This is a genomic window from Rouxiella sp. Mn2063, assembly GCF_049319665.1.
In the GTDB taxonomy this organism is placed as follows: domain Bacteria; phylum Pseudomonadota; class Gammaproteobacteria; order Enterobacterales; family Enterobacteriaceae; genus JBMOUD01.
Genome location: NZ_JBMOUD010000025.1, coordinates 14,618 through 28,564 on the forward strand (window position 1 = coordinate 14,618; position 13,947 = coordinate 28,564).

Here is a 13,947-nt window from a genome sequence, read left to right on the forward strand (position 1 = left end):
TATTAATCGCTATATCCTGGTGTCGCCACAATCGAAGGCCAATCTCCTGGCTCACCGCCGGAACATGAAGGTTGACTGTTATAGCTTACTAACTGGAATTCTTTCCCATCAAATATCCATTTGGCACTATCTCCACAATCGGCCATGCCGCGACCGCGGGCGGATTGAAAGAGCACGCCTTCTTTTGGCGAATAATCTACTTCAGTAAATAAGTTAATGCTCATTGCCGTGCCTTCTCCCTTATCAGGTGCGACAGGCAATGGCAAAATCAAACGTTTTGCTTGTGCAGGCTTATCACGAGGTGTGACAAACAAAATACTGGAGGATTGATATGCGCCCAAGCCACAATTCACCATAACCAGTGCCGTATTTTCCGTGAGGGGCTGTGCGCTACTGATCTGACGATTCTCTGGATTAATTTCGCAATATTCTTGTTTCAAAAGACCGCTATTTGCAGCAATGACCGCATCAATCAAAGCATCGCTATGAATCAATGGCGAAATATTCGTTACCGCAGGATGAGGCGCTGCAACAACAGGAACCGAAGGTACCTTATCAATACCAACTGACCCCATTTTTAATAAAGCACTTTGATTATTTATTCTTCCCTGCCGATCTTCTACAAATAGTAACGCTGCATTCAATCCAGCTAATGAGCTGCCATTTTGTAGATCCTGCGTAGGGGAAATCATATGGGCATTTTTCGCCGCTTTAACCCACCGCTGTATTAACTCGAGATTATCAGCGACTAAGAATACCGCGCCACCTTCATCTGAGGGATGCCATATATTAGCGCTGAGAGCAAAGGGCTTATCATCGAACCAGAGCACCGGCACCTTTTTGGTCGCGGGAACGATAATATTAAGGGCCAACTTCCCTGTGGGTCCAGCCTGCCTTTTAAAAATTACCTTCAGGTTTTCATCAATATTACGAATATCGCATGTATTGAGGTTGTTGCAGGTAACTTGCCAATTTTTAAATACTTTTTGCACCGGAATATTGTCGGATGCTACCGACTGAGCGCTGGTAAATAACGTTAAGCAAACGACAACTAAAAGCAAATACTTCATTTCAATCGTTCCTTCGAATTAAGCGTTTTTATAAGAATAACCATTAACCCATTGTTAGTTCATTATATCTAATCGTCATTGAGTCCGTATATTTTGTTAGATCTTTATTATGGATTAATAACAAATTGGCTGAACAGGAACAGATCAGAAAATACAGGCGAAAAAAAACCGCCCCGAGGGGCGGTTTCATCGCGTGGTTTTCGAGTGTTAACGAAGATTAATCTTCGCTGCTACCGAAACCTGCGTTCAGCAATTCAGCCAGGTTAGCTGTTGCTTCATCGGCGCTAACCGGTGGAGCAACTTGTACTTCACCTGCTGCTTTACGACGTGCACGATCCTGGTGATAAGCGTAACCGGTACCGGCTGGGATCAGACGGCCAACGATAACGTTCTCTTTCAGGCCACGCAGTTCATCACGCTTACCGGCAACAGCCGCTTCGGTAAGAACGCGCGTGGTTTCCTGGAACGATGCAGCAGAGATGAAGGACTCGGTCGCCAAGGATGCCTTGGTGATACCCAGCAGGTCGCGGCTATACGTTGCCGTGATTTTGCCTTCAGCTTCCAACTGACGGTTAGCGATTTTAACGCGAGACATTTCTGCCTGCTCGCCTTCCAGGAAGTCGGTGCCGCCCGCGCTAACGATGGTGCCTTTACGCAGCATCTGACGAACGATAACCTCGATGTGTTTATCGTTAATCTTAACGCCTTGCAGACGGTAAACTTCCTGCACTTCGTTGGTGATGTAACGGGTAACCGCATGAACACCACGCAGACGCAGGATGTCGTGTGGAGATTCTGGGCCGTCAGATACGACGTCACCACGTTCCACAACTTCACCTTCGAACACGTTCAGCTGACGCCATTTCGGAATCATTTCTTCGTAAGCATCGCTGCCATCTAACGGAGAAATTACCAGACGGCGTTTACCTTTGGTCTCTTTACCGAAGGAGATGATCCCGCTGATTTCAGCAAGGATTGCAGGCTCTTTCGGACGACGCGCTTCGAACAAGTCAGCAACGCGTGGCAGACCACCGGTGATGTCCTTGGTACCGCCGGATTCCTGAGGAATACGTGCCAAGGTGTCACCCGCATGGATCTGAGTACCATCTTCCAACTGAACAATCGCTTTACCTGGCAGGAAGTATTGAGCAGCCATATCGGTGCCTGGGATCAATACGTCGTCGCCTTTGGCATCAACGATTTTCAGTGCTGGACGCAGGTCTTTACCGCTACCGGTACGCTCTGCAGAGTCCAGAACAACCAGAGAAGACAAACCAGTCAGGTCGTCGGTCTGGCGGGTAATGGTCTGAGTATCAACCATATCAGCGAAGCGAATGAAACCGCTCACTTCACTGATAACTGGCATGGTGTGCGGATCCCAGTTAGCAACGGTTTCGCCGCCGTTAACTGCTTCGCCATCACCTTTACCCATCACGGAACCGTAAGGCACTTTATAGCTTTCTTTGGTACGACCGAATTCGTCGATCAATTTCAGCTCAGTGTTACGAGAAGTGATGACCAGTTTGCCGTTAGAGTTAGTAACGTGCTTATGGTTGCTCAGTTTAATGCTACCAGTGTTCTTCACCTGGATGCTGGATTCAGCAGCCGCACGAGATGCCGCACCACCGATGTGGAACGTACGCATCGTCAGCTGGGTACCCGGCTCACCGATGGACTGTGCTGCAATAACACCGATCGCTTCACCTTTGTTGATGATGTGACCACGTGCCAGGTCGCGACCGTAGCAGTTTGCACACACACCAAAGTCGGTTTCACAGCTAACGACTGAACGCACTTTCACGCTGTCGACCGAGTTCTCTTCTAACAGATCACAGGTCTTCTCGTGCAGCAGGGTGTTACGTGGAACCAAGATGTCCGCCGTACCCGGCTTCAAGATATCTTCAGCAGTGACACGACCCAATACGCGTTCGCGCAGTGGTTCTTTAACGTCGCCACCTTCGATAACCGGAGTCATCATGATGCCTTCGTGAGTACCACAGTCGTCTTCTGTTACGACCAAGTCCTGCGCCACGTCAACCAGACGACGGGTCAGATAACCGGAGTTCGCAGTTTTCAATGCGGTATCCGCCAAACCTTTACGCGCACCGTGAGTAGAGATGAAGTACTGGAGTACGTTCAGACCTTCACGGAAGTTCGCGGTGATTGGCGTTTCAATGATGGAACCATCTGGTTTCGCCATCAGGCCACGCATACCGGCCAGCTGACGAATCTGTGCAGCAGAACCACGCGCACCAGAGTCGGCCATCATAAAGATGCTGTTGAAGGAAACTTGCTGCTCTACTACGCCGTCACGGTTGACGACGTCTTCAACAGACAAGTTTTCCATCATTGCCTTAGCAACACGTTCGTTAGCTGCGGCCCAGATATCGATCACTTTGTTATAGCGTTCGCCAGCGGTTACCAGACCAGACTGGAACTGCTCCTGGATCTCAGCAACTTCGGTTTCTGCTTCGTCGATGATCTCTGCTTTCTTAGCAGGGATAACCATGTCGTCGATACCTACTGACGCGCCTGAACGGGCAGCGTAAGCAAAACCGGTGTACATGATCTGGTCAGCAAAAATAACGGTCGGCTTCAGGCCCAAAATGCGGTAACAGGTGTTCAGCATTTTGGAGATAGCTTTTTTACCCAAAGGTTGGTTAACGATTGAGTACGGCAGACCTTTAGGTACGATCATCCAAAGGATGGCACGGCCAATAGTGGTGTCGATGATGCTGGTCTGGTGAACAACCTCACCTTCGGTATTTTTGATTTCTTCTGTGATACGCACCTTAACACGCGCATGCAGAGAGGCCAGGCCAGCGCGGTAGATACGCTCAGCTTCTTTAGGGCCAGTCAGCACCATGCCTTCGCCTTTGGCGTTAACACAGTCACGGGTCATGTAGTACAGACCCAATACAACGTCCTGAGAAGGAACGATGATTGGCTCGCCGTTCGCTGGTGACAGGATGTTGTTGGTAGACATCATCAACGCACGCGCTTCCAGCTGAGCTTCCAGCGTCAACGGTACGTGAACAGCCATTTGGTCACCATCGAAGTCGGCGTTATATGCCGCACAAACCAGTGGGTGTAACTGGATTGCTTTACCTTCGATCAGAACCGGTTCAAACGCCTGGATACCCAAACGGTGCAGGGTTGGTGCACGGTTCAGCAGTACCGGGTGTTCGCGGATAACTTCGTCCAGGATATCCCAAACGACAGCTTCTTCGCGCTCAACCATTTTCTTAGCAGCTTTGATGGTGGTCGCGAGGCCACGCAGTTCCAACTTGCCATAGATGAACGGTTTGAACAGTTCCAGAGCCATTTTCTTCGGCAGACCACACTGGTGCAGACGCAGGTATGGACCTACGGTGATAACGGAACGACCAGAGTAGTCGACACGTTTACCCAGCAAGTTCTGACGGAAACGACCTTGTTTACCTTTGATCATGTCTGCCAAAGATTTCAGTGGACGCTTGTTAGAGCCGGTGATTGCACGACCGCGACGGCCGTTATCCAGCAGAGCATCGACTGCTTCTTGCAGCATACGTTTTTCGTTTCGCACGATGATATCTGGCGCAGCCAGATCCAGCAGGCGTTTCAAACGGTTGTTACGGTTGATCACGCGACGATACAGATCGTTCAGATCTGAAGTTGCGAAACGACCGCCATCCAACGGAACCAATGGACGCAAATCTGGCGGCAATACAGGCAGCACGGTCAGGATCATCCACTCTGGTTTGTTACCAGACTGTACGAACGCTTCCAGCAGCTTGATACGCTTGGTCAGCTTTTTACGTTTGGTTTCGGAGTTGGTTTCGTTCAACTCTTCACGCAGTTGCTCGCACTCAGCTTCCAGGTCCATGTTTTTCAACAGAGCCTGAATAGCTTCCGCGCCCATTTTAGCGTCGAATTCGTCACCGAACTCTTCCAACGCGTCAAGATACTGCTCTTCAGTCAGGATCTGGCGTTTTTCGAGGTTGGTCATCCCGCCTTCGATCACAACGTAAGATTCGAAGTACAGAACACGTTCGATGTCACGCAGTGGCATATCCAGCAGCAAACCGATGCGCGAAGGCAGAGATTTGAGGAACCAGATATGGGCAGTTGGAGAAGCCAGTTCGATGTGGCCCATACGCTCACGGCGCACTTTAGTCTGGGTCACTTCAACGCCGCACTTCTCACAGATCACGCCGCGGTGTTTTAAACGCTTGTACTTACCGCACAGGCATTCGTAATCTTTTACTGGCCCGAAAATACGCGCACAGAAAAGGCCGTCACGTTCTGGTTTGAACGTACGGTAGTTAATGGTTTCTGGCTTCTTAACTTCACCAAAAGACCAAGAACGGATCATGTCTGGCGATGCCAGAGCAATTTTGATCGCATCAAACTCTTCGGTCTTAGTTTGCGCTTTCAGAAACTTTAGTAAGTCTTTCACGGATTGGCTCCCGTCGGGTTAGACCTGTTAGGCACCTGCTGTTTATTGCTAAACCGGCAGATGCCCCTGTGATCAATGCAAATTCGAGTATACCTGTCATGCTTCAAGTTGCAGGTGCGTTGCCGCGTCCCTGCAACTCGATGTATTTAAGGCAAACTTACTCGTCTTCCAGCTCGATGTTGATACCCAAAGAGCGGATTTCTTTCAACAATACGTTGAAGGATTCCGGCATGCCTGGTTCCATCCGGTGATCGCCATCGACGATGTTTTTATACATCTTCGTACGGCCGTTCACGTCATCGGACTTAACAGTCAGCATTTCTTGCAGGGTATAAGCAGCACCATAAGCTTCAAGTGCCCACACTTCCATCTCACCGAAGCGCTGACCACCGAACTGAGCTTTACCACCCAGCGGCTGCTGAGTAACAAGGCTGTAAGAACCGGTAGAACGAGCATGCATCTTATCGTCAACCAAGTGGTTCAGTTTCAGCATGTACATGTAGCCAACGGTTACCTGGCGCTCGAACTGCTCGCCGGTACGGCCATCGAACAATGTGATCTGACCTGAGGTAGGAATCCCACCCATTTCAAGCAGTTGCTTGATTTCAGTCTCTTTCGCACCATCGAAGACTGGTGTTGCGATTGGCATACCTTTTTTCAGGTTCTCAGCCAGACGCAATACTTCGTCATCGGTGAAGGTGCTCAGATCAACTTGCTGACGGACATCGTCGCCCAAGTCATATGCTCTCTGGATGAACTCACGCAGCTTAGAAACTTCTTCTTGTTTCTTCAGCATGGCATTGATTTTTTCACCAATACCCTTCGCGGCCATACCCAAGTGGGTTTCCAGAATCTGACCAATGTTCATACGAGATGGAACGCCCAGCGGGTTCAGTACGATGTCAACCGGCGTGCCGTTTTCATCGTAAGGCATATCTTCGATCGGGTTGATCTTGGAGATAACACCTTTGTTACCGTGGCGGCCTGCCATTTTGTCACCAGGCTGGATCTGACGTTTAACGGCCAGATACACTTTAACGATTTTCAGCACGCCCGGTGCCAGGTCATCGCCCTGAGTGATTTTACGACGTTTAGCTTCGAGTTTTTTCTCAAACTCTGATTTCAGCTCGTCGTACTGCTCGGCCAGCTGTTCCAACTGGTTTTGTTTTTCTTCGTCGGTCAGAGACAGCTCTAACCAGCGATCGCGTGGCAGTTTAGCCAGCTTCTCTGCTTCCATTCCGCCAGATACCAGCGCAGCGTGGATACGAGCAAACAAACCTGCTTCCAGGATTTGCAGTTCTTCAGTCAGGTCTTTCTTAGCCTGCTTCAACTGCATCTCTTCGATTTCCAACGCACGCTTGTCTTTTTCCACGCCATCGCGGGTGAAGACTTGAACGTCGATAATCGTACCGGAAACGCCGTTTGGTACGCGCAGAGAAGAGTCTTTAACGTCAGACGCTTTCTCACCGAAGATCGCACGCAGCAGTTTCTCTTCTGGCGTCAGCTGAGTTTCGCCTTTAGGCGTCACTTTACCAACCAGAATGTCACCGCCAGTCACTTCAGCACCGATATAAACGATACCGGATTCATCCAGTTTAGACAGCGCTGCTTCACCTACGTTAGGGATGTCAGCGGTGATCTCTTCAGGCCCCAGCTTGGTATCACGAGAGATACAAGACAGTTCTTGAATGTGGATGGTAGTGAAGCGATCTTCTTGAACGACACGCTCGGAGACCAAGATGGAGTCTTCGAAGTTGTAACCGTTCCAAGGCATGAACGCTACGCGCATGTTCTGACCCAGTGCCAGTTCGCCCAAATCGGTTGACGGACCATCTGCCAGCACGTCACCGCGCTCGATTGGCTCGCCCAGATTCACACACGGCATCTGGTTGATACAGGTGTTCTGGTTAGAACGGGTGTACTTGGTCAGGTTGTAAATATCGATACCTGCTTCGCCCGGGTACATCTCATCTTCGTTAACTTTGATAACGATACGAGAAGCATCCACGTACTGGATCACACCGCCACGTTTAGCTACCGAGGTTACCCCGGAGTCAACCGCTACAGCACGTTCCATACCGGTACCAACCAGCGGCTTATCAGCACGCAGAGTAGGAACCGCCTGACGTTGCATGTTCGCCCCCATCAATGCACGGTTGGCGTCATCGTGTTCCAGGAATGGAATCAGAGAAGCACCAACGGATACGATCTGCTGGGTAGATACGTCCATATAGTCAACCTGGTCGCGGCTAAACAGGCTTGATTCGCCTTTGCTACGACAGGTAACCAGATCTTCTACAAAGTGGCCTTCTTCGTCCAGGTTGGTGTTCGCCTGAGCGATAACGAAGTTGCCTTCTTCAATAGCAGACAGATAGTTAATTTCATCGGTGACCACACCGTCACGCACGCGGCGATACGGAGTTTCCAGGAAACCATACTCGTTGGTCTGTGCATAAACAGACAAGGAGTTGATCAGACCGATGTTTGGACCTTCTGGCGTTTCGATTGGACATACGCGACCGTAGTGAGTCGGGTGTACGTCTCGAACTTCAAAGCCAGCACGTTCACGGGTCAAACCGCCCGGGCCCAATGCAGAGATACGACGTTTGTGCGTAATCTCAGACAACGGGTTGTTCTGGTCCATAAATTGTGACAGCTGACTTGAGCCGAAGAACTCTTTCACCGCCGCCGAAATTGGCTTAGCGTTGATCATGTCCTGAGGCATCAAGGTGTCGAGGTCGCCCAGAGACAGACGCTCTTTAACCGCACGTTCAACACGAACCAAGCCAACACGGAATTGGTTCTCAGCCATTTCGCCAACAGAACGAATACGACGGTTGCCCAAGTGGTCGATATCGTCCACTTCGCCTTTACCGTTACGGATGTCGATCAGTTTGCGCATTACTTCGATGATGTCATCTTTGCTCAGGATGCCTGAACCTTCGATTTCTTCACGCAGCAATGAACGGTTGAACTTCATACGACCTACAGCAGACAGGTCATAGCGGTCTTCAGAGAAGAACAAGTTCTCGAACAGCGTTTCTGCAGCTTCACGCGTTGGTGGCTCACCAGGACGCATCATGCGGTAGATCTCAACCAATGCGCTCAGGCGATCGTTGGTTGGGTCGACACGCACGGTCTCGGACATGTAAGCACCATGGTCGAGGTCGTTGGTGAACAGCGTTTCAATGGTTTTGTGTCCGGCCTGGCTCAGTTTAGCCAACAGGTCCAGAGACAATTCCATGTTAGCTGGGACGATCAGCTCACCGGTATTGGTGTCGATGTAGTCTTTAGAGACCACTTTTCCTGCGATGTATTCAACAGGAACTTCGATGCGCTGGATGTCGTCTTTTTCAAGCTGACGAATATGACGTGCAGTGATACGGCGGCCTTTTTCAACATAGACTTTGCCGTCAGCTTCGATATCAAACGATGCTGTTTCACCGCGCAGGCGCTCAGGTACCAGCTCCATCTGCAACTTGTTGTCGCGGATCTGGTAGATAACCTTGTCAAAGAACAGGTCGAGGATCTGTTCTGTAGTGTAGTTCAGTGCACGCAGAATGATGGTCGCTGGCAATTTGCGGCGACGGTCAATACGTACAAACAGGTTGTCTTTCGGGTCAAACTCGAAATCTAACCATGAACCGCGGTAAGGGATGATACGTGCGTTATAAAGCACTTTACCCGAAGAGTGGGTTTTACCCTTATCGCTGTCAAAGAATACGCCTGGACTACGGTGAAGCTGAGATACGATAACCCTCTCAGTGCCGTTAATCACGAAGGTACCGTTCTCGGTCATGAGTGGAATTTCACCCATGTAGACTTCTTGTTCTTTGATGTCTTTGACCGTACCTTCTGGTGCTTCGCGCTCGTAGATCACCAGACGCAGTTTCACGCGCAGTGGCGCGGAATACGTTACACCGCGGATCTGGCATTCTTTAACGTCGAATACCGGCTCACCAAGACGGTAGCTAACGTATTGCAGCTCAGAGTTTCCGCTGTAGCTCTTAATTGGGAATACAGAACGGAATGCCGCTTCTAAACCATGCTGGCCTTCCGGATCTTGCTCGATGAACTTCTGGAACGAGTCAAGCTGTATAGAAAGGAGATAAGGTATGTCCAGAACTTGTGGACGTTTACCAAAATCCTTACGGATGCGTTTCTTCTCGGTATAGGAGTAAACCATTAGGGTTCCTCAGCTCGCTGGAAAGTCGAACCTAGTATCTGTCCATGAGAGGACAGTTCATGCAACACCATTTATTTGGATCGGAAAGGCGGTTCGGAAAGCCGAAACACTCTCCGCAATACTTGTTTCTATCACTCTTAAATCATTTCGTTGCGCGTTATCTGTAGATGAGCCACAGCAAGGGGCGGCAATATATTAAGGCGTCGATAGAAATAAATATTAGAGTAGTTCAGTAGTCAAACAGTGTGAAATTCTACTGACACTCTATAGCGCAAAAAGGCTGGTGACTAAAAAGTCACCAGCCATCAGTCTGTTAATTAAAACAGACTGCACTCAGAAAGCAGTGGCTTATTTAACTTCAACTTCAGCGCCAGCTTCTTCCAGAGCTTTTTTCAGTGCTTCAGCGTCGTCTTTGCTGATGCCTTCTTTCAGAGCTGCTGGTGCAGATTCAACCAGGTCTTTAGCTTCTTTCAAGCCTAGGCCAGTTGCGCCACGTACAGCTTTGATTACTGCAACTTTGTTTGCGCCGATACCTTTCAGTACAACGTCAAACTCGGTTTTCTCTTCTGCAACTTCAGCAGCAGCAGCAGGACCTGCAACAGCAGCAGCAGCAGAAACACCGAACTTCTCTTCCATCGCAGCGATCAGTTCTACGATTTCCATTACAGACAGAGCTGCAACGCCTTCAATGATTTGGTCTTTAGTGATAGACATGACAATTTGTTCCTAAAAATCAGAAATAGTTTATACGTAAGCGTAACGATTAGAGCGAAAACGTTGCTGATTAAGCAGCAGCAGATTCTTTCTGATCGCGAACAGCAGCCAGAGTGCGAACCAATTTGCCGGCAGCGGCTTCTTTCATGGTTGCCATCAGGCGTGCGATTGCTTCATCGTAAGTAGGCAGAGTTGCCAAGCGGTCGATTTGAGCCGCAGGGATCAATTCACCTTCAAAGGCCGCAGCTTTAACCTCGAACTTTGCATTCGCTTTAGCGAAATCTTTGAACAAACGGGCAGCAGCGCCTGGGTGCTCAGAAGAAAATGCGATCAAGGTTGGACCAACAAACGTGTCTTTCAGGCACTCGAATTGAGTACCTTCAACGACGCGACGCATCAAGGTGTTGCGAACAACACGCATGTAAACGCCAGCTTCACGACCTGCTTTACGCAGTTCAGTCATTTTATCTACAGTTACGCCACGAGAATCCGCAACAACCGCAGACAGCGCGCCTTTGGCTACTTCGTTGACTTCAGCAACAATCGCTTGTTTGTCTTGAAGATTTAATGCCATTAGCTTTAGCTCCTGGATTTAGCCGGGGAAAATCCCCGGAACTCACATCACTTATAACCGGGATCGGAAATAAGCGTTCAAACACGGTGAGCAGAGAATCCAGCAAAGACTATTCTTGTTCTTCATTATCAAAGATAACAAAGAAAAATTTTCTTCAGGCTCTGTCACCGTCTACGCAGGAAGTATTAAGTCTCTTTCAAGACTCCTGCGGTCTTGGACGGAGGCCTGGATAGGCCAGGCTCCAACCGAAAAATTCTTATCGCATACGTTTGGATGTGTTTTAAAAAACGACAATCTCAAACTAGCGGGCCATAGATTCTAGACAAATCTAGTGCCCGCGTAAAGCGATATAAGCAGCAGTTATTAGTTAACTGTTGCTGACAGGCCGCTTTGATCAATAGCAACACCAGCGCCCATGGTAGTGGACAGGCTTACTTTCTTGATGAAAACGCCTTTTGCCTGTGAAGGCTTGGCTTTCTTCAATGCTACCAGCAGAGCTTCCAAGTTTTCTTTCAGCTTGTCAGCGTCGAAGTCAACTTTACCGATGGTAGTATGAATGATACCGTTTTTGTCGTTACGGTAACGAACCTGACCAGCTTTAGCGTTCTTAACCGCTTCAGCAACGTTAGGCGTTACAGTACCAACTTTAGGGTTTGGCATCAGACCGCGTGGACCAAGAACCTGGCCCAATTGACCTACAACGCGCATTGCATCTGGAGATGCGATAACAACGTCAAAGTTCATTTCGCCTTTCTTGATCAGATCAGCCAGGTCTTCCATACCAACCAGCTCAGCGCCAGCTGCTTTAGCAGCTTCAGCGTTTGCGCCTTGGGTGAAGACAGCTACGCGTACAGAACGACCGGTGCCGTTAGGCAGAACGGTAGCACCACGAACGTTTTGGTCTGATTTACGAGCATCGATACCGAGGTTAACGGCAACGTCTACGCTTTCTACGAATTTAGCAGTAGCCAATTCTTTCAGCAGAGCAACAGCTTCGTTGATGTCGTATTGCTTGGTTGCATCAACTTTGTCACGGATTACGCGCATGCGCTTGGTTAGCTTAGTCATTTATTAATCCTCCACTACCAGGCCCATGGAACGAGCAGTACCTTCGATGGAGCGCGCCATGGCTTCCACGTCAGAACCGGTCATATCCGCTGCTTTAGTTTCTGCGATTTCGCGAATCTGAGCAGAAGTGATCTTACCTACTTTGTCTTTGTTCGGCTTACCAGAACCAGACTTGATACCAGCTGCTTTCTTCAGCAGAACTGCTGCTGGAGGAGTTTTGGTAACGAAGGTGAAAGAACGGTCAGAGTAAACTGTGATAACAACAGGGATCGGAAGACCCTTTTCCAGGCTTTCTGTTTTAGCGTTGAATGCCTTACAGAATTCCATGATGTTAACACCTTGCTGACCCAGTGCCGGACCAACCGGTGGACTTGGGTTAGCTGCGCCAGCTGCAACTTGCAGCTTGACGTATGCTTGTACTTTCTTAGCCATTTAAATTTCCTCAGTTGGGTATAACGCCTAAACGAGTAGGCTCCCCGTGGTTTCATACTTTTGCACGCAATCACTGCGCACAAAAACAAAAGGCGCGAAATTATAGTTTAATTTCGCGCCTTGCACAATACCTAAACGTTTGAGCATGACTCAAACAATCGAGTATTAATAGAGCTGTTAGCCTTTCTCAACCTGACCGAAGTCCAGTTCGACTGGCGTTGCACGGCCAAAGATCGAAACAGAAACTTTCAGGCGGCTTTTCTCGTAGTCAACTTCTTCAACAACACCGTTGAAATCAGCAAACGGACCGTCGTTAACACGTACCAGCTCACCTGGTTCAAACAGCGTTTTAGGACGCGGTTTATCACCAACTTGTTGCAAGCGGTTCATGATCGCGTCAACTTCTTTATCACTGATTGGTGCTGGACGATCGGAAGTCCCACCGATGAAGCCCATGACACGTGGAACACTGCGAACCAAGTGCCAGCTTGCGTCATTCATGACCATCTGAACCAGTACGTAACCTGGGAAGAATTTACGTTCGCTTTTACGACGTTGGCCACCACGGATTTCAACCACTTCTTCCGTAGGAACCATTACTTCGCCAAACAGCTCTTCCATATCGTGTAATTTGATATGTTCACGCAGCGACTGTGCTACACGGCCTTCAAAGCCAGAAAACGCCTGAACGACGTACCAACGTTTTTTAGGTGCTTCGGACATGTTAGAACCTCAAGCCAGTAATAAAGGACACCACGCGGACCAGAATACCATCCAGTCCCCAAAGAATCAGTGACATCACAGCGGTAACTGCAGCCACAATCAGGGTGGTATGCAATGTTTCCTGGCGTGTAGGCCAAATAACTTTACGTACTTCAGTACGCGCTTCACGGGCAAAAGCAACGGTCGCTTTGCCTTTGGTGGTCATCAGAGCTATTGCGCCTGCAATTGCAATAATAATCACCACTGCCAACGCACGTAACGGCAGGCTGTATGCACGGTAATAATAGTTACCGACAATAGCTACGACCAGCAAAACGGCAACAACAATCCACTTTACCGCTTCCAGGCCGCCCTTGCTCCCTTGAGCCTCGGTATTTGCACTCATAAACCAACCCGTCACAATGAATCAGAACAAACAACTTTGCCTCGCATTGCGAGGCAAACCAAACCGATTGATGCTCTCCAAGAGGCATAGTCGGTGTTTACGCTATCCCTGAGAGCCTATCTCACCAATGATTATGACTTAAAAATCGCTGATGAGATAGGTTCTAACGCTATAGCGTAGAAAAGGGCATCGAATGATGCCCTTTTAGTGTGTATTGCGTCAACGTAAAGTGACAAAAATTATCAGCGATTAAGCGATAACTTTAGCAACAACACCTGCACCAACGGTACGGCCGCCTTCACGGATTGCGAAACGCAGACCGTCGTCCATCGCGATTGGGTGGATCAGGGTAACAAC

Annotated in this window: 9 protein-coding genes and 1 pseudogene; all 10 read right to left on the minus strand. The window is 49.1% G+C overall.

All coding sequences use genetic code 11. The features are described from left to right. Positions 1-2: 2 nt before the first annotated feature. Positions 3-1,070 carry a DUF1176 domain-containing protein gene (locus ACL9RG_RS21575; RefSeq protein ID WP_422794718.1) on the minus strand — a complete coding sequence of 356 codons (1,068 nt, stop codon included), beginning with the start codon at positions 1,068-1,070 and terminating at the stop codon, positions 3-5. Positions 1,071-1,287: 217 nt separating this feature from the next. Continuing rightward, on the minus strand, positions 1,288-5,508 hold the full coding sequence (gene rpoC, locus ACL9RG_RS21580; RefSeq protein WP_422794719.1) for a DNA-directed RNA polymerase subunit beta': 4,221 nt from the start codon (positions 5,506-5,508) through the stop codon (positions 1,288-1,290). A gap of 157 nt (positions 5,509-5,665) precedes the next feature. Next, positions 5,666-9,694 (minus strand): DNA-directed RNA polymerase subunit beta, encoded by a 4,029-nt coding sequence (gene rpoB / locus ACL9RG_RS21585; protein WP_422794720.1) that lies wholly within the window; start codon positions 9,692-9,694, stop codon positions 5,666-5,668. Positions 9,695-10,042: 348 nt separating this feature from the next. Further along, on the minus strand, positions 10,043-10,408 hold the full coding sequence (rplL, locus tag ACL9RG_RS21590; RefSeq protein WP_422794721.1) for a 50S ribosomal protein L7/L12: 366 nt from the start codon (positions 10,406-10,408) through the stop codon (positions 10,043-10,045). A gap of 70 nt (positions 10,409-10,478) precedes the next feature. After that, on the minus strand, positions 10,479-10,982 hold the full coding sequence (rplJ, locus tag ACL9RG_RS21595; RefSeq protein ID WP_422794722.1) for a 50S ribosomal protein L10: 504 nt from the start codon (positions 10,980-10,982) through the stop codon (positions 10,479-10,481). A gap of 363 nt (positions 10,983-11,345) precedes the next feature. Next, on the minus strand, positions 11,346-12,050 hold the full coding sequence (rplA, locus tag ACL9RG_RS21600) for a 50S ribosomal protein L1 (protein WP_422794723.1): 705 nt from the start codon (positions 12,048-12,050) through the stop codon (positions 11,346-11,348). Positions 12,051-12,053: 3 nt separating this feature from the next. Further along, complete coding sequence (gene rplK, locus ACL9RG_RS21605; protein ID WP_422794724.1) at positions 12,054-12,482, minus strand: 50S ribosomal protein L11; 429 nt, start codon at positions 12,480-12,482, stop codon at positions 12,054-12,056. A gap of 177 nt (positions 12,483-12,659) precedes the next feature. Further along, positions 12,660-13,205: a transcription termination/antitermination protein NusG gene (gene nusG, locus ACL9RG_RS21610; protein WP_009639145.1), complete on the minus strand. Its 546-nt coding sequence runs from the start codon at positions 13,203-13,205 to the stop codon at positions 12,660-12,662. A gap of 1 nt (position 13,206) precedes the next feature. Continuing rightward, positions 13,207-13,590 (minus strand): preprotein translocase subunit SecE, encoded by a 384-nt coding sequence (secE, locus tag ACL9RG_RS21615; RefSeq protein ID WP_422794725.1) that lies wholly within the window; start codon positions 13,588-13,590, stop codon positions 13,207-13,209. Positions 13,591-13,839: 249 nt separating this feature from the next. Then, positions 13,840-13,947, minus strand: a pseudogene (locus ACL9RG_RS21620) (elongation factor Tu); the annotation flags it as partial.